Source organism: Nocardiopsis sp. NPDC058789 (assembly GCF_042745575.1).
GTDB classification, from domain to species: Bacteria; Actinomycetota; Actinomycetes; order Streptosporangiales; family Streptosporangiaceae; genus Nocardiopsis; species Nocardiopsis eucommiae.
The window spans coordinates 17,316-33,232 of sequence record NZ_JBHYOW010000017.1 but is presented as its reverse complement, the minus strand read 5'-3'; the positions used below and the strand labels follow the sequence as shown (position 1 = coordinate 33,232).

Here is a 15,917-nt window from a genome sequence, read left to right as displayed (position 1 = left end):
TTGCGGTTACCACGACTTCGCCCGAAACGACGGGGACTTCTCGGCCACGGGAAGCCATCGGTCCACGTGCTGGCGGTTGTCTGTCCTAAAGTGCCGTTCATGAGCGCCGACACCGACCAGAAGCGACCCCGCACCGACGCCGCCGTGACCAAGGCGGTCGTCCCCGCGGCGGGGCTGGGCACCCGTTTCCTGCCCGCCACCAAGGCCACTCCCAAGGAGATGCTGCCGATCGTGGACAAACCCGCGATCCAGTACGTCGTGGAAGAGGCCGTCGAAGCCGGGCTCAGCGACGTCCTCATGATCACCGGGCGCAGCAAACGCTCCATCGAGGACCACTTCGACCGCGCCTACGAGCTGGAGGAGGCGCTGGCCGCCAAGGGCGAGAAGGAGAAGCTCAACTCGGTCCGCGAGTCCAGCGACCTCGCGCAGGTCCACTACGTCCGCCAGGGCGAGCCCCGGGGCCTGGGCCACGCCGTGCTGTGCGCTGAGGCCCACGTGGGGGACAGCCCCTTCGCGGTGCTCCTCGGCGACGACATCATCGAGTCCGCCGACCTGCTCCGCCGCATGATCGAGGTGCGGCGGACCCACGGTGGCAGCGTCGTCGCGCTCATGGAGGTGGAGCCCGAACAGGTCTCCCTCTACGGCTGCGCGGCGGTGGAGCCCACGGACGAGGCCGACGTCGTCACCGTCACCGACCTCGTCGAGAAGCCCTCCCCCGAGCAGGCGCCGAGCCGTTGGGCGATCATCGGCCGCTACGTGTGCGACCCGGCCGTCTTCCCCGTCCTGCACGACACCGCGCCCGGACGCGGCGGCGAGATCCAGCTGACGGACGCCCTCAAGGAACTGGCCCGGACCAGCCCCGACCAGGGCGGCGGCGTCCACGGCGTGCTCCTGCGAGGGAACCGCTACGACACGGGGAACAAGGCCGAGTACATCCGCACCGTGGTGGAGTTCGCCTGCCGCCGCCCGGATCTGGCGGACGAGCTCCTGCCCTGGCTGCGGGAGTTCCTGGACCGCCAGGAACGCCTCCGGGGCTGACCCGGGAGGCCGGGTCCGGGACGTCGGCTCCGGTCATGGTCACAATGGGTCCGGAGCCTCCTCCCGTGACGGGGGAGGCCCCCAGCGCGTCCACGACCCGGAAGGACCTCATGAAGAGCGTCGAACAGCACATCTCCGACCTCCTGGGGTTGGTCGCCGTAGCCGAGCCGATCGAGCTGGACCTGCTCCAGGCACACGGAACGGTGCTGGCTGAGCCGGTCGTCTCCCCGGTGTCCCTGCCGGGCTTCGACAACTCCTCGATGGACGGGTACGCCGTGCACGCGGCCGATCTGGCCGGGGCCACCGCCGACGCCCCGACCAGGCTGCGGGTGGTGGCCGACATCCCGGCGGGCGACGCGGACCCCACCGCGATCCGGCCCGGGCTCTGCGCCCGCATCATGACCGGCGCCCCCATGCCCGAGGGAGCGGACGCCGTGGTTCCTGTGGAGTGGACCGACGGCGGGACCGTCGAGGTGGCGATCGACCGCCCCGCGCGGGAGGGCGCGTTCGTCCGGCGCAGCGGCGAGGACGTGCGGGAGGGCGCGACGGTGCTGGGCGCCGGGGTCCGCATCGGGTCGGGGGAGATGGGGGTGCTCGCGGCGGTCGGGCGTCGCACCGTCCCGGTCCGCCCCCGGCCGCGCGTGGTGGTGCTCTCCACCGGTGAGGAACTGGTCGAGCCCGGGCGCCCCCTCGGCCCGGGACAGATCTACGAGTCCAACAGCTACATGCTGGCCGCAGCCGCCCGGGACGAGGGCTGCGAGGTGTACCGCCACGGCTTCGTCGGAGACGACCCGGTCACCGTCTGGGACACGTTGGAGGACCTGCTGGTCCGCGCGGACGTGGTGGTCACCACCGGGGGCGTCAGCATGGGCGCCTACGACGTGGTCAAGGAGGTGCTCTCCAGCAAGGGCACCGTGGAGTTCACCCAGGTGGCCATGCAGCCCGGCAAGCCCCAGGGGTTCGGCACGATCGGCCCCGACGACACGCCGATCCTCACGCTCCCGGGCAACCCGGTGAGCGCCTTCGTGTCCTTCCACCTGTTCGTCCGGCCGGTCCTGCGCAGGTTGCGCGGCCTGCCCACGACCCCTCTGCCGAGCGTGCGGGCCCGACTCGCCACCCCGGTCGGCTCGCCCCGGGACCGCCGTTCCTACCTGCGCGCCGTGCTCTCCGACCCCACCGCCCTGGACCCGGTGCCCTCCGTGGCCCCGGCGGTTCGGCAGGGCTCCCACCAGTTGTCCGCGCTGGCCGAGGCCAACGGGCTCCTGGTCGTTCCGGAGGAGGTCACGGAGCTTGCCGCCGGTGACCTGGTCGAGGTGCTGGTCCTGCCCGAGCACTGACGCGCGCGGCCCCGGCGCGAGCGGCACCGGGGCGGTGCCGTTCCGGATTCTTGTCGCTCCCGGGCGAGGGCGGGGCGCCGAGGCGGGCCGACGCGGATCCGTTCGTGGCGACGACCGGCACCCCGGGGCGCGGGTCACCGGAGCGCGGTTCCTGGCCGCGCCCCGCGCGGTGGTGGCGGAGGCGCGGGAGGCCGGTCGACGGAGGGCGGGGGCGGCTGTCGTCCCGGAGGAGTACGGTCGTCCTTGGACGCGTCACCACGCGACCCCGTGGCCGACCGTTCCGGGCGGCCGCGAGCCCGCACGAGACGATGAGTGGCTCCACAGCGATGACCGACACCCCACGCCCGGAGGCGCACCCCTCCGGCCTCACGCACCTCGACGAGTCCGGATCCGCGCGCATGGTGGACGTCTCCGCCAAGTCCGTGAGCGCCCGTACCGCCACGGCGACCGGCCGGGTCCTGCTCAGCCCGGAGACGGTCGCCGCCCTGCGCGACGGGGCGGTCCCCAAGGGCGACGCCCTCGCCGTCGCCCGGATCGCCGGTATCCAGGGGGCCAAGCGCACCCCGGACCTCGTCCCGTTGTGCCACCCGATCGCCGTGCACGGCGTCGACGTGGACCTGACGGTGACCGACAACGGGGTGGACGTCAGCGCCACGGTGCGCACCGCCGACCGCACCGGCGTCGAGATGGAGGCGCTCACCTGTGTGATGACCGCCGCCCTCGGCCTGGTCGACATGGTCAAGGCGATCGACCCCGAGGCCGAGGTCACCCGGGTGCGCGTCGAGGAGAAGACCGGTGGGAAGAAGGGCCACTGGAGGCGCGGTGAGTGACGCCGCGCACCGGGTCGCGGTGGTGACCGCGTCCAACCGCGCGGCGTCCGGGGTGTACCCGGACCGCTCCGGTCCCGTGATCGTCGAACGCCTCCGGGCCATGGGCCTCCGGGTCGTCGGGCCCTGGGTGGTGCCGGACGGCGCACCGGTCGCCGAGGCGATCGCGCGGGCCCTCGACGAGGGCGTGGACGCCGTCCTGACCACCGGGGGCACCGGGCTCACGCCGCAGGACCTCACCCCCGAGGCCACACGGCCCCTCCTGACACGGGAGATCCCCGGGATCGCGGAGGCGCTGCGGGCGGCGGGCCGGGAGAAGGGCGTGCCCACGGCCATCCTCTCGCGCGGCCTCGCGGGGATCGCGGAGCGTTCCGGACACCGGGCGATCGTGGTCAACCTGCCCGGTTCCAGGGGCGGGGTGCGCGACGGGATGGACGTGTTGGAGCCGGTTCTGGGCCACGCGATCGACCAGCTCCGTGGCGGGGACCACCCTCGGCCCGAATGACACCCAACAATGACCGGAATCACATCGGGGGCATTCCGGAGACGGAGAATTCCTTGACCTGGTATCGGTTTTCGGTGCTGGCCTGAATGGAGTTTGGCAACATCCGATTCTCGTGCTGTGGGGGTGACGCCCGCCACCTCACACCGACGGAGTGGAATACTGGAAGGCGTCACCGACACCGGGTGCTCCACGAGTACCGAGGGGCGGTGGTGCGACCGCGCAGGGCGGTCCGGAGGGCTCGGAAGGACGGACGTGAACCGCAGACAGGGGTGGCCCGCCACCCTTCAGGAGGGGCCGATCGCGCTTCGCCCTCTGCGCCTTCGCGACGCCCCCGTGCTCCGGGACACCCGGGCGCGCAACGCCGAGTGGCTGCGGCCCTGGGAACCCACCTACCCGGAGATGCCGTTGCGCACCACCGGGCTGACGCCCTACGTGGCCATGCTCCAGGCGATCCGCCGCGAGGCCAGGCAGGGTCTGTCGATGCCGTGGTCGATCACCTACGAGGGCCGCTTCGTCGGTCAGCTCACCGTGGGCGCCATCGTGTGGGGTTCGGCACGGTCCGCGCAGGTCGGCTACTGGGTCGACAGCGCCTACGCGGGGCGGGGGATCACCCCCACCGCCGTCGCCCTGGCCGTCGACCACTCCTTCTTCACTGTCGGACTCCACCGGATCGAGGCCAACATCCGTCCCGAGAACCGCGCCAGCCGACGAGTGGTGACCAAGCTGGGATTCCGTGACGAGGGGGTGCGCAGACGTCAGCTCCACATCGACGGTGCCTGGCGGGACCACATCTGCTACGGCCTCACGGCGGAGGAGGTCCCCCGGGGTGTGCTGCGCCGCTGGTACGACGGGACGCCTTCCGGTCCGCCCGAGGAGGGGGGTTCCGGCCCTGGTTCGGCATTGGGGCCAGAGGGCCCGAACGGTGGCGGTGATCCGTGGGATCCGGCGAGTCCGTACCCGGGATCGCACTGAACATGGCACGATCACGGATGCGCCCGGATCTTAAACCCCTCTTTAAGCACAATGATTCATTACTTTGCGTTGAATTGGCACTGCGCTCCGCAGTCACCGCCTGACCTGCTCTTTCGTTCAGGAGGGTCTGACGACCGAAACTGAGGGTCCACAATCTTGCGACACTCCGGTCGGAATGTGGCGCATTTATGGACACGGGGTCGTACCGTGCGGAACATAGACGCATTGACGATGCGGGCAACGCGTGGATATGGCACACGGGAATCGACCCCGGTCCGACGAGGGCCAGGAACGATGTCCAGCCGGAGGACGTCTCTACTTCCGGGAGTACGTCCAGCCACACGCGGGGCGGTGTCGACGAAGTGTCGACCAACGTTCAGTGGCCGTCATCGTGAGGAGGGGTGATGAGCAGCTCTCCTCTGTACCTGGCCATCGTGGTGGTCTGGCTCATCGTCCTCGTCCCGATGCTGCTGCGGAAGGACGCGGTGGACACCGTCCCCGAGGACGCCCGGCGCGAGGACGAGGACGTCGAGGCGCCCGAGTCCGACGAGGAGGCCGACCAGCGCGCTGAGGACGCCTCAGGCGACGAGGGGGACCCGGACCTCACCGAGACCCAGGTGATCCACCGTCCCGCCGTCAGGGGCGACCACGGCGCCGAGGAGGAGGTTCCCGAGCGGAGCCGTCCCGTCGCCGAGGAACGCGTCGGCCACGAGCCCCGGTCCCGCGTCATCGCCCGTCGGCGCCGACGCACCACCGTGCTCACGCTGTTGAACCTCGGCACCGTCGTGGCGGTCGCCTTCGGCCTCGGCCCCTGGTGGGTGATCGCCCCGCCGGTCCTGCTGCTCGTCGGGCACGTGGCCCTGCTGCGCGAGGCCGCCAAGGCCGACGCGGAGCGCCGCGAGGCCGTCGCCAGGGCACGGCGACAGGCGGTCCGTCGGGCCCGCCGCGCCGAGGCGGAGCAGGCCCGCGAGGCCGAGCGCGAGGCCCAGATCATCGCCTTCATCGAACGCCGCAGCCAGGTCTACGACCAGTACGCGGACGCCCGGCTGAGGGCCGCCGGAGACTGACCCCGGGCTTCGGTTCGGACCACCCGCAATCTCCTGATAGTCTTTCAAACGTCTTCAGGGGCTATGGCGCAGTCCGGTAGCGCACCTCGTTCGCATCGAGGGGGTCTGGGGTTCAAATCCCCATAGCTCCACTTCACTCTGAGACGACCCTACTCGGGGGCCTATGGCCTCCTCGCGGGGTCGTTTCGTGTTTCCCCAGGGGGGCGACCCCCTGAGCCCCCGGTTGCTCTGAGGCGACCCTGCTCGGGGGCCTGCGGCCTCCTCGCGGGGTCGTTTCGTGTTTCCCCAGGGGGGCGACCCCCTGGGTCCGGGAGCCCCGGACACAGTCGAAGGGCCCGGTTCGATGAACCGGGCCCTTCGACTGTGTCTCTGGTCGTCCTGGACGGATGCTGCTGTTCCCTGCGGCGGGCGGTCGTCCGGACCGGAGCCCCGAGTGTCACCGGCGAAGCGTCTATACCCTCAGGCGGGTGACCGGTGTGTACCCCAGAGTACCCCGGTGAGTCCGGATGTCCTATGGGTCAGGGACCGCCGATCTCCACAACCGAATCTATACAGTGAAAACTTTCCGGTGTATGGTCGCCGTATGGCAGACGGATACCACCACGGGAACCTGCGGGCCGCCGTGCTCGCGCGAGCCGCCGAGGTCATCGAACAGGAGGGCCCCTACGCCTTCAGCCTGCGGTCGCTCGCGGCCGACCTGGGAGTGAGCCACACGGCCCCGAGGTACCACTTCGGCAGCAGGGAGGGTGTCCTCAACGCCCTGGCCACAGACGGATTCACCGAGCTGGCCCGCAGGTTGGCGGCCAACCGGGAGGCGGAGGGCGGATTCCTGGAGTCCGGAGTCGAGTACGTGCGCTTCGCTATGGAGCACCCGGCCCACTTCCAGGTGATGTTCGCGCCGAGCCTGCTCGACCAGGACGATCCGGCGCTCTCGGCCGCGCGCGGCGCGGCCTTCGGCGAACTGCGCTCCGGGGTGGCCTCCCTGGCCGACGGCGTCGAGGACCCTGCCGCCGGGGTGGTGGCGGGCTGGTCGATCGTGCACGGTATCGCCACCCTGGCGCTGACCGGCAACCTCGACAGCTCCGGGGTGCGCGCGCTGCTCGGGGACGCCGACCTGCTGGCCGTCACCCGGCGCAGCGCCGGGCTTCTCTTCGGTTCCCCGGAACCACCCCCCTCACCAGCTCAGGAGTGACCATGTCATCCGCAACGCTCGTCACCTCAGGCGTCGTCCTGCTCACCGTGGTCGGCATCGCCTACGGGGGCACGTTCCTGCTCCGCGTGGTGAACGGCGCCTTCCCCGCCAACGAACTCCAGCGCTCCTACTTCCGCGCGGGGCACGCGCACGCGGGAGTTCTGGTGATCCTCGGACTGGTCGTGCGGCTTCTGCTGGACCAGCCCACGGTTCCGGACTGGGGGCGGCTCCTCGGGGACCTGGTGCTCCTGGCCGCGATCCTCATGCCGGCCGGGTTCTTCCTGTCGGTGGTCGGTCGGAACCCCAGTACCCCCAACCGGTGGCGGCTGCTCATCCCCGTGGGCGCGACGAGCCTGGTCATCGGCCTGGTCGCGGCGGGCGTCGCGCTCATCCTCGGCGGCCTGACGGCGGTCTGACCGCCGTTTCCGCCCGGGACGGAGCCGGGGCCGTTCGCGCCGATAAGCGGCGGGGATTACCGCTGTTAGTGAGAGGCCGAAACCGGGTCTCGGGGTGCTGAAGGGGACCGACTTCCATGAGGGTGGGCGTCCCTCCGTGGACACGAAGCGTGATCGTCCGTCTTCTGGTGATAAGCCCAGGAAGCGATGGTCTGTGTCGGTTTCTAGCTCCTTGTCCCTGTAATGGCGCGGGTCTCCGTGTCGAGTCCGGTCCCCGCGAGGGCGATTGCGCCGTTTCGCAGCGCCCAAACCGCAATAGCGATACCATCACACTCTGTTATGTTCGCCTTCGGGGATTTTGCTCCACGCCGGTCTTGTTTTTGCAGGTCATCGGGGAGGGTGTGTTTGGCGTGGGCAAAGGGGACTTGCCTGAACTGCGACGACAGTGATCTCAGTGGGCTTTCGTAGGCCACTGCTGCAATCTTTGGTCGTATGTCGACCACGGAATGTCGAATATTCGAGCACGGGTCTTGTGGAGCCCGCCCGCATGGGACATCTTGGTTGGCGGGATGGGCCGGAGACATCGATGGAAAGGTGGATGCCATGACCACGCACGCGAAGGCCTCTCGCAAGAGCAACGGCTGGGCCTGGTGGTAACCAGACCGCCGTGTGTTCTTCAGTGAACTCACGTGTAGGGGGCCCGCCGACGGCGTCGGCGGGCCCCTTCCGTGTCCCCCGGAACGCGCGTGTCGGGGATTTGACCCCCGACAGTGACGGGTAGGTAGCCGGTACGACAACAGGACAGTCAGGTCCGGACCGACCGTGAAGGGGCGGAACCTCCGTGTCCGACTCCCCCCAGTACCCAGGCGGATACCAGCCAGAGGAACCAGAGCCGACGGGCGGGCACGTCCGCCCCACCCCACCCGAGCCGGGGCCGCGTCACCCCGGTCCCCGGCCGGAACCCGGACCGGGGGAGCGGGAGCCGCCGGTCGCCGCCGAACGCTTCCGACGCACCACCCGGGCCAGGAGCAAGGTCATCCCGGTGGAACGGAGCCGGGGCTTCTGGCACCTGGCCGTCGGCACCGTCTTCTACGTGATGATCGTCGGCGGCATGGCCGACTACGTCGAGCCGGGCACACGGATCGCCGCCCACCTGGGCTTCTGGCTCCTGATCGGGCTGGCGTTCCTGGTCTCCGCGGCACGCGAGCGTCGCCACGACTGGGCGCCCCGGGCCCGGTGGCCGTGGATCGCCGCGGCGGTGGGCGGCGCCGTGACGGTGGAGATCCTGATCGTCACCCTGGGATCGCCCGCGATCATCATCGGGGCGGTGGTGCTGCTCGCGCTGGGAGCTTTCTTCCTGATGCTCGTCGGCTGAGGGCGTGGCCCTACGTGGCCTCGTCGTCGAAGGGCGGGCGCTTGCCGTTGAGCTGGGAGGCGGGCTTGCGGTCCGCCTCCTCCTCTTCCTCCCAGAAGTGCTTCTGGATGAAGCGCTTGGGGTTGAGGTCCTGGACGTCGAAGTCCTTGTACTCCGGGCCGAGCCCCTCCTTGATGTCGGCGGAGGCGGAGTTGGCCATGGTGCGGAGCTGGCGCAGGACCCGGCCGACCTGCTGGGCGGCCTTGGGGAGCTGGTCGGGGCCGAAGATCAGGAGAGCGAGCAGAAGGAGTAGGACGAACTCTCCCCCACTGATGCCGAACATGTTCAGTCCTCGCTCTTGGTGTACCGACCGGCTTCAAGCAGGTTAACCGGTATCGCCGGGCTTGGGTAACCGCGTACCCCCTTCGCCGCTCCCGGCGCGGCGCGGCGCTCCCGACCAGCCACGACGCCCCCGGAACGCGGTCCAGCCCCCCGCTCGGAGAGCGGAGGGCTGGGAAGACGCACGTGTGACGGTCAGACCGCGCGAACGTCCGCCGCCTGCGGGCCCTTCGGGCCCTGGATGATGTCGAACTCGACCTTCTGGTCCTCTTCCAGGTTCCGGAAGCCGGTGCCCGCGATCGCTGAGTAGTGCACGAACACGTCGGGCTGACCACCCTCGACGGCGATGAACCCGAAACCCTTCTCAGAGTTGAACCACTTCACGGTGCCCTGAGCCATGTGCTCTCCCTTGGGGACTACGGCGGGACCGCACCCTGCTGGTCCCGGGTCGCCGGGCGCCGACCGACGAAGGGTAATCCCGAATCGACAAGCGCCCACGTGAAGTTCCGCGAGGCGCCTTGGGCATCCATGGAAACAACAACAGCAACCAGTTGCAGACAGTACCAGGGGGAGTGGGGCCCTGCCGAGGCCTTTCCGGCAGGAATCCGCGTTTCCGGAGTGTCCTGTTTCGGCAACTCGAAACTGTTGCTTTCCAGCCCTTCTGCCACTAATGGAGATGTGTTCCGGGGAACGGTATTACCCCGTTCCCCGGAGGGGGTCAGGAAGCGTCCCGGCCGTACACCCACACGTCGAACCAGAGCCGGTCCCGCCAGGTCTCCTCGGGTATCGGATACGCCGACAACACCGGGTACAGATACGCGAAGTGGGCGATGGTCAGCAGGACCACCACGCCGAAGACCACCCCGCCCAACGCCCGCAGGTACGGGGCGAACCGGGGACTGTCCTCGCCCGCTCCCATGACCAGCCCCAGCGCCAGCACGATCGCCAGGACCAGGAAGGGCAGGATCGGCAGCGCGTAGAACAGGAACATGGGGCGCTCGGGGTAGGCGAACCACGGCAGCCAGCCCGCGGCGACCGCGAGCAGCACCGCGCCCGCGCGCCAGTCCCGGAAGGTGATCCACCAGCCGAACATCACGGTCACGGCGATGATGCTGAGCCACCAGACGACCGGCGTGCCGATGGACACCACCGAGGTCACGCAGTTCCCGGTGTCGCACCCCACGGCCTGGCCGTTGTAGTGGAAGAGCACCGGGGTGCGCATGACCAACCACTCCCACGGCGCGGAGATGTAGGAGTGGTCGCTGCTCAGGTTGGAGTGGAAGTTCATCATGCGGCCGTGGTAGTCCCACAGGCTCCACAGCGCCTCCATGGGGGAGCGCAGGAACCCGGGGATCCAGCCGGGGAGCAGCCCGTCCGCGAAGTCCCGGTTGTAGCCGCCACGGGTGAGGAGCCACCCGGACCACGAGACCAGGTAGACGGCGCCCGCCACCACCACGGTCTGCACGAACGCGGGGACGGCGTCGAAGCCGAACCACCGGCCCAGCGGGCGCTGCTGGCCGACGCTGCGGCGGGCCCCGTAGTCCCACGCCACGGTGAGCAGGCCGAAGGCGGCCACGAAGAACAGCGCCGACCACTTGGTGCCGATCGCCAGACCGAAGCACAGCCCCGCCGCGAGCCGCCACCAGCGCATCCCGAGCCAGCCCACAGTGGTGACGTCGGCCCCGGCCTCCGCGAGCCGCACCAGCCGTTCCCGCGTCTTGTCCCGGTCGATCACCAAACAGGCGAACCCGGCCAGGACCCACAGGGTGAGGAAGATGTCCACCATGGCGATGCGGCTCAGGGTGAAGTGCAGGCCGTCCAGCGCCAGGATGAGCCCGGCCGTGCACCCGAGCAGCACCGAGCGGGTCATCCGGGTGGCGAGCCGTACCAGGATGAGCACCGAGAGGACCCCGGCCGCGGCCGAGGCCACGCGCCACCCCTCGGGCGTCACGGCCGAGCCGAACGGCATGATCGAGTACAGCCAGTCACCGAGCGCGATCATCCACTTGCCGACGGGCGGATGGACGATGAAGTCACCCGCCCCCGTCCAGATGTCCGGGTTGCCGTTGCTCAGCAGGTCGTCGGAGTTCTCCGACGTGTCGTGCTCGTACCCGAACCTCCACAGGGAGTGGGCGTCCGTGGCGTAGTAGGTCTCGTCGAAGTAGATGCGGTCCGGCTGACCGAGGTTGAAGAACCTCAGCGCGCCCGCGAAGCCCGCGACGACGAGGGCACCCAGCCAGCCGAGCCACCAGGGGCTGGGGAGGCGGGGTGAGAAACGGGAACGGAGCGTGGGCGGCTGGGCCGCGGCCGGGGGGTTCGAGGGCGGTACCTCGCTGTGAAGTGCGGTGGTGGTCATCTCGGCTCGTAGGTTGGGGTCAGAGATGGGGTCCGTTGCGGACGGGCCGCGAAACCGGGTTTCGGGTGGCGCGATAGAGCCAACCGTAGCGCGACAGGACGGGGATCACAGTGGTTGAGGACGTTGACGGGACGCGGCGCGTCGGGAGGCTCGTGCTGGCGGGCCTTCCCATCGGAAACCAGGAGGACGCGCCGCCCCGACTGCTGCGCGCGCTGGAGAACGCGCGCGTGATCGCGGCCGAGGACACCCGTCGGCTCAAGCAGTTCGCCTCCCGTGTGGGGTTCCGGCTGGGCGGTGCGACCGGTGCCCGGATCGTCTCCTACTACGACCAGAACGAGACCCGCCGGAGCGAGGAGCTCCTCGACGACCTCCGGAACGGCGAGGAGGTCCTGGTCGTCACCGACGCCGGGATGCCCGGGGTCTCCGACCCCGGTTACCGCCTGGCCGCCGCCTGCGCGGACGAGGGGATCCCGGTCACGGCCATCCCCGGCCCGTCGGCCGTGACCACCGCCCTGGTGGTGTCCGGACTGCCCACCGACCGATTCTGCTTCGAGGGTTTCCCGCCGCGCAAGGGGCTGAAGGGGTACCTGACCGAGCTGGCCGACGAGCGCCGCACGATGGTGTTCTTCGAGAGCCCGCACCGGGTCGCCGCCACCCTGGAGGCGATGGCCGGGGCCTTCGGCGCGGACCGCCGGGCAGCGGTGTGCCGTGAGCTCACCAAGACCTACGAGGAGGTGCGCCGGGGCGGCCTCGGAGAGCTGGCCTCCTGGGCGGCCGAGGGCGTGCGCGGCGAGATCTCCGTGGTCGTGGAGGGTGCCCGTCCCCGGGCCGAGCGCACCAGTGACACGGACCTGGTGGAGGCCGTGGCCGCCCTGGAGGAGGAGGGCGTGCGCCGCAAGGAGGCGATCACCCGGGTCGCCAAGGAGACCGGGGTGCCCAAGCGCCGCGTGTACGACCTGGTGCACGGGGTCGTCGAGGCGGAGTGAGACCTTCGTCCCGGGTGGGAACCTTCTGGGGCGGAGAGCGTCGAACCTGTCAGTACCCGGCGACAGGAACGAGAATCCGACCATGCGCAGCGAACTCTTCCAGCAGGCCCAGGAGACCCAGCGGCCCGGCATGCACCTCCAGAACCACAAGATGCTGAGAGTGGGCCTGAACGGCGAGTTCCTCGCCAGGCAGGGCTCGATGGTCGCCTACCAGGGCGACATCGACTTCTCCTACCAGGGCGCGGGGAGCGTGGGGAAGTTCTTCAAGAAGGCCTTCACCGGGGAGGGCATGCCCCTGATGCGGGTCACCGGGCGGGGCGACGTGTTCCTGGCCCGGGACGCCTGGGACGTCCACCTCATCGACCTGGAGGGGGACTCCATCACGGTCAGCGGGGAGAACGTGCTGGCCTTCGAGCCGGGCCTGGACTGGGACATCCGCCGCGTGCAGGGCGCCGGGATGATGGCCGGGGGCCTGTTCAACACGGTGTTCAGCGGACACGGACGGGTGGCGGTCGCCTGCCACGGCACACCGGTGCTGCTCAACATCGACCAGCCCACCTTCGTCGACACCGACGCCGCCGTGGCGTGGTCCAGCACGCTGCGGACCGGCATCCGGCGCACGGCCAAGGCGGGGGCCATCATCGGGCGCGGCAGCGGTGAGGCCTTCCAGCTCTCGCTGGAGGGGCAGGGCTTCGTGCTGGTACAGGCCTCGGAGGGCGCCCCGGTGCCGCAGCCCCAGGGCTGACCAGGGCGGCCTCCGGACACCGTCTGGACCCCCGAGGCGCCGCTGCTGGCCCCGGGGGAGACGGTCGAACCCCCGAAACGGGAAGGGGCCCCGGGCCGCGCACATCGCGCGGCCCGGGGCCCCTCCCGTGCCTGTGGAGCGGGTCAGACCACGGCGCCGTCGTCGGCGTCGCGGGCGGCCTTGGCGGCCACCTTCTCCTTGGCCTTGCGCTCCTTGAGCACGTGCGGGGCCGGGGTCCGGTCCCACTTCTGGAGCCAGATGGCCAGCGGCACCGCGACGAACACCGTGGAGACCACACCGGTGGTCAGACCGACCAGCATCGCGATGGAGAAGTCCTGGAGCGAGGACCCACCGAGGAAGGTGAGGAAGCCCAGGATGATCCACGCGCCGACGGTCGTGTTGACCGTACGCGGCAGGGTGTTGAGCACCGCGCGGTTGGCGATCTCCTTGAACGAGGACTTCTCGTCCCTCGCCCACTCGTCCCGGACACGGTCGAACACCACCACCGTGTCGTTGACGGTGAAGCCGATGACACTCAGGATCGCGGCGAGGAAGACGCCGTCGATCGGCTTGCCCAGCCAGATGAACAGCCCGATGACCAGCAGCATGTTGAAGGCCAGCGACAACATGGTGGAGACACCGAAGGACCAGCGGAAGCGCCAGGCCAGGTAGATCATCTGGAGGGCCAGGGCCGCGCCCAGGGCGATCAGGGCCCGGTTGCGCAGCTCGTCGCCCATGCTCGGGCCGATCAGCTCGTCGCTGACCAGCTCCACGCCGCCGGTCTCCTCGGCGAGGGCGTCGGCGATGGTCGCGGCCTCGGGGTCGGAGATGTCTCCGGTGCGCACGGCGATGTCGCCGTCACCCGACTCCTGCACCACGGCCGTGTCCGAACCCGGGAAGTTCAGGCCGGAGATGAGCGAGCGCGCCTCGTCCACCGAGAGCGACTCGTCGCCGGTGATCTCGTACTCCAGGACCCGGCCGCCGGTGAACTCGACGCCCAGGTTGGTGTCGCGGACCAGCGGGGCGGCGATCGCGACGAGCACGATCAGCGCCGCGACGATCAGACCGGTGCGGCGGTGGTCCATCAGCTGCGGGTTCTTCTGGACCAGCCAGGTGCGCACCGGGCCGATGCGGTCCAGCCCCGTGATCGACGGGTGCTTCTTGATGACCGCGCGCCGCACGGCCCACTCGACGAACACGCGCGCGATGATCAGCGCGGAGATCATCGAGGCGATGGTGCCGATGCTCAGCGTGACGCCGAAGCCCTGCACCGTGCCGGACGCGAAGAAGAACAGCAGACCGGCGGCGAGGAACGTGGTGACGTTGGTGTCGAGGACCGCGCTCCAGGCCTTCTGGGTGCCCTGGACGAACGCCTTCTCCAGGTTGGGTGCGATGGCGCGGCGCCGACGGCGGGCCAGGGCTCCGCCCTCGGCCTTGGTCCCCTCGGAGTCGCCCGCGTCCTTCATCCCGGCGGACTTGTTCGCCTCGTACGTCCGCTGTTGGCGCTGGTACTCCTCACGCGCGCGCTCGAAGATCAGCACGTTCGCGTCGATGGCCATACCGATCGCCAGCACGAAACCGGCCAGACCCGGGAGGGTCAGCGTGGCCCCCAAGGCGACCAGCGCTCCGTACGCGATCAGCGTGTAGAACGCCAGCGCGATCGACGCCAGGAAGCCCACCAGGCGGTAGACGACCGTGATGTACAGGGCGGTGAAGGCGATGCCGAGGAGCGCGGCGATGGCGCTGGCCTCGATGGCGGCGGCACCGAGGGTCGGGCCCACCGTCTGGCGCTGGACCTCGGTGACCGGCAGCGGCAGCGAACCGCCCTCGATCAGCACGGCGAGCTCGTTGGCGCTCTCGCTGGTGAAGTCGTTGCCGCTGATGGTGGTCTGTCCACCGGACATCCCGGCTTCACAGCCGATCTCCAGGCCCACCTGCGGGGCGGAGATGATCTGGTCGTCCAGCACGATCGCCACGCGGCGGCGGGGGTCGCCGTCGTTGTAGCAGGCGGCCTGGCCGGTGAGTTCGCGCCACTGGTCGCGGCCCTCGCCACGGAAGCTGACGTTGACGACCCACTGGGCGCGGTTGGCGCTGTCCAGGCCGGCGTCGGCGGTGGAGACCCGGTCGCCCTGGATGAAGGTCTCACCCAGCTGGAGCATGGTGCCCTGCTCGTCGGGCAGGGTCAGGGCGACGTCCTCGGGGTTCTCCGCCGACGGGCCCGCGGGAGCCTGGGGCATCCCGCCCTGGCCGCCGAGCATGTCCTCCAGGCCCTCCATGCCCTCGAGGCCCTCCATGCCCTCGGGCAGTTCGCCGCCGCCCTCGGGGGCGCCCTCCTGGCCGTCGGACGGGGCACGGGCCTCGTCGGCCGGCGCGTTGGCGAAGTCGCCGCCGCCAGGGGCCTGGACGCCCTGGCCGCCCTGCTCACCGACGCCCAGGACCTCGTGGAAGGACAGCTGGGCGGTCTGGCCGACGATCTGCGCGGCCTCCGCCGGGTCCTGCACGCCGGGGAGCTCGACGATGATCCGGTTCTCACCGGAACGGGACATGGTCGCCTCGGCCACACCGAGGCGGTCGATGCGCTGGCGCAGCACCTCGACGACCTTGTCGGTGTTCTCCGAGTTGGCCTGGGTGCCGTCGGTGCCGTCCTGGGTCTCCAGGACGATCTGCGTGCCGCCGCTGAGGTCGAGACCCAACCGCGGTGGGATGAACCACGCCGCGCCGAACGCGACGAGGATGACGAGGAGGGAGATGAGCGCGCGTGTCCAGCGCGCCCCTGCTCCCGTTTGACTGGACAAGGGGTGAAC

General features: G+C 70.2%; 15 protein-coding genes and 1 tRNA gene. 12 read left to right on the top strand and 4 right to left on the bottom strand.

The annotated features are described in order from the left end of the window. Positions 1-99 precede the first annotated feature (99 nt). The 10 genes from galU to ACFW3L_RS22355 all read left to right on the top strand — a co-directional run bounded on the left by galU (position 100) and on the right by ACFW3L_RS22355 (position 8,708). Positions 100-1,038, top strand: coding sequence for a UTP--glucose-1-phosphate uridylyltransferase GalU (gene galU, locus ACFW3L_RS22400; protein ID WP_378743471.1), 939 nt, complete (start codon positions 100-102; stop codon positions 1,036-1,038). Between the two features lie 110 nt (positions 1,039-1,148). After that, positions 1,149-2,375 carry a gephyrin-like molybdotransferase Glp gene (gene glp / locus ACFW3L_RS22395; protein WP_378743470.1) on the top strand — a complete coding sequence of 409 codons (1,227 nt, stop codon included), beginning with the start codon at positions 1,149-1,151 and terminating at the stop codon, positions 2,373-2,375. Between the two features lie 326 nt (positions 2,376-2,701). Further along, entirely contained in the window at positions 2,702-3,205 is a 504-nt protein-coding gene (moaC, locus tag ACFW3L_RS22390) for a cyclic pyranopterin monophosphate synthase MoaC (RefSeq protein WP_378743469.1), read from the top strand. Next, on the top strand, positions 3,198-3,707 hold the full coding sequence (locus ACFW3L_RS22385) for a molybdenum cofactor biosynthesis protein B (protein WP_378743468.1): 510 nt from the start codon (positions 3,198-3,200) through the stop codon (positions 3,705-3,707). Before moaC ends, ACFW3L_RS22385 begins: the two co-directional genes overlap by 8 nt. A 252-nt stretch (positions 3,708-3,959) precedes the next feature. Beyond that, positions 3,960-4,679 (top strand): GNAT family N-acetyltransferase, encoded by a 720-nt coding sequence (locus tag ACFW3L_RS22380; RefSeq protein ID WP_378743467.1) that lies wholly within the window; start codon positions 3,960-3,962, stop codon positions 4,677-4,679. Between the two features lie 404 nt (positions 4,680-5,083). After that, positions 5,084-5,746, top strand: a complete 663-nt coding sequence (locus tag ACFW3L_RS22375; protein ID WP_378743466.1) for a hypothetical protein — start codon at positions 5,084-5,086, stop codon at positions 5,744-5,746. 57 nt (positions 5,747-5,803) lie between these two features. Next, a tRNA-Ala gene (locus tag ACFW3L_RS22370) sits at positions 5,804-5,877 on the top strand. A gap of 452 nt (positions 5,878-6,329) precedes the next feature. After that, entirely contained in the window at positions 6,330-6,938 is a 609-nt protein-coding gene (locus ACFW3L_RS22365; RefSeq protein ID WP_378743465.1) for a TetR/AcrR family transcriptional regulator, read from the top strand. 2 nt (positions 6,939-6,940) lie between these two features. Continuing rightward, a complete protein-coding gene (locus tag ACFW3L_RS22360) occupies positions 6,941-7,354 on the top strand; it encodes a hypothetical protein (RefSeq protein ID WP_378743464.1) in 414 nt (137 codons plus the stop codon). Between the two features lie 820 nt (positions 7,355-8,174). Further along, complete coding sequence (locus ACFW3L_RS22355; protein ID WP_378743463.1) at positions 8,175-8,708, top strand: hypothetical protein; 534 nt, start codon at positions 8,175-8,177, stop codon at positions 8,706-8,708. Positions 8,709-8,718: 10 nt separating this feature from the next. Here the strand turns inward: ACFW3L_RS22355 and ACFW3L_RS22350 are convergent, their stop codons facing one another. The 3 genes from ACFW3L_RS22350 to ACFW3L_RS22340 form a co-directional block, all read right to left on the bottom strand. After that, a complete protein-coding gene (locus ACFW3L_RS22350) occupies positions 8,719-9,030 on the bottom strand; it encodes a sec-independent translocase (RefSeq protein ID WP_378743462.1) in 312 nt (103 codons plus the stop codon). A gap of 191 nt (positions 9,031-9,221) precedes the next feature. After that, the gene (locus ACFW3L_RS22345) at positions 9,222-9,425 is read right to left on the bottom strand and encodes a cold-shock protein (protein ID WP_017543917.1); all 204 of its coding nucleotides are present in this window, start codon (positions 9,423-9,425) and stop codon (positions 9,222-9,224) included. A gap of 319 nt (positions 9,426-9,744) precedes the next feature. After that, the gene (locus ACFW3L_RS22340) at positions 9,745-11,382 is read right to left on the bottom strand and encodes a dolichyl-phosphate-mannose--protein mannosyltransferase (protein ID WP_378743461.1); all 1,638 of its coding nucleotides are present in this window, start codon (positions 11,380-11,382) and stop codon (positions 9,745-9,747) included. 110 nt (positions 11,383-11,492) lie between these two features. Here ACFW3L_RS22340 and rsmI point away from each other — a divergent pair, with 110 nt between their 5' ends. Both rsmI and ACFW3L_RS22330 read left to right on the top strand, forming a co-directional pair. After that, positions 11,493-12,368 (top strand): 16S rRNA (cytidine(1402)-2'-O)-methyltransferase, encoded by an 876-nt coding sequence (gene rsmI, locus ACFW3L_RS22335; protein ID WP_378743460.1) that lies wholly within the window; start codon positions 11,493-11,495, stop codon positions 12,366-12,368. A gap of 82 nt (positions 12,369-12,450) precedes the next feature. Beyond that, on the top strand, positions 12,451-13,113 hold the full coding sequence (locus ACFW3L_RS22330) for an AIM24 family protein (protein ID WP_378743459.1): 663 nt from the start codon (positions 12,451-12,453) through the stop codon (positions 13,111-13,113). A gap of 143 nt (positions 13,114-13,256) precedes the next feature. Here ACFW3L_RS22330 and secD read toward each other — a convergent pair whose 3' ends face one another. After that, positions 13,257-15,908 (bottom strand): protein translocase subunit SecD, encoded by a 2,652-nt coding sequence (gene secD / locus ACFW3L_RS22325; protein ID WP_378743458.1) that lies wholly within the window; start codon positions 15,906-15,908, stop codon positions 13,257-13,259. Between the last annotated feature and the right edge of the window lie 9 nt (positions 15,909-15,917).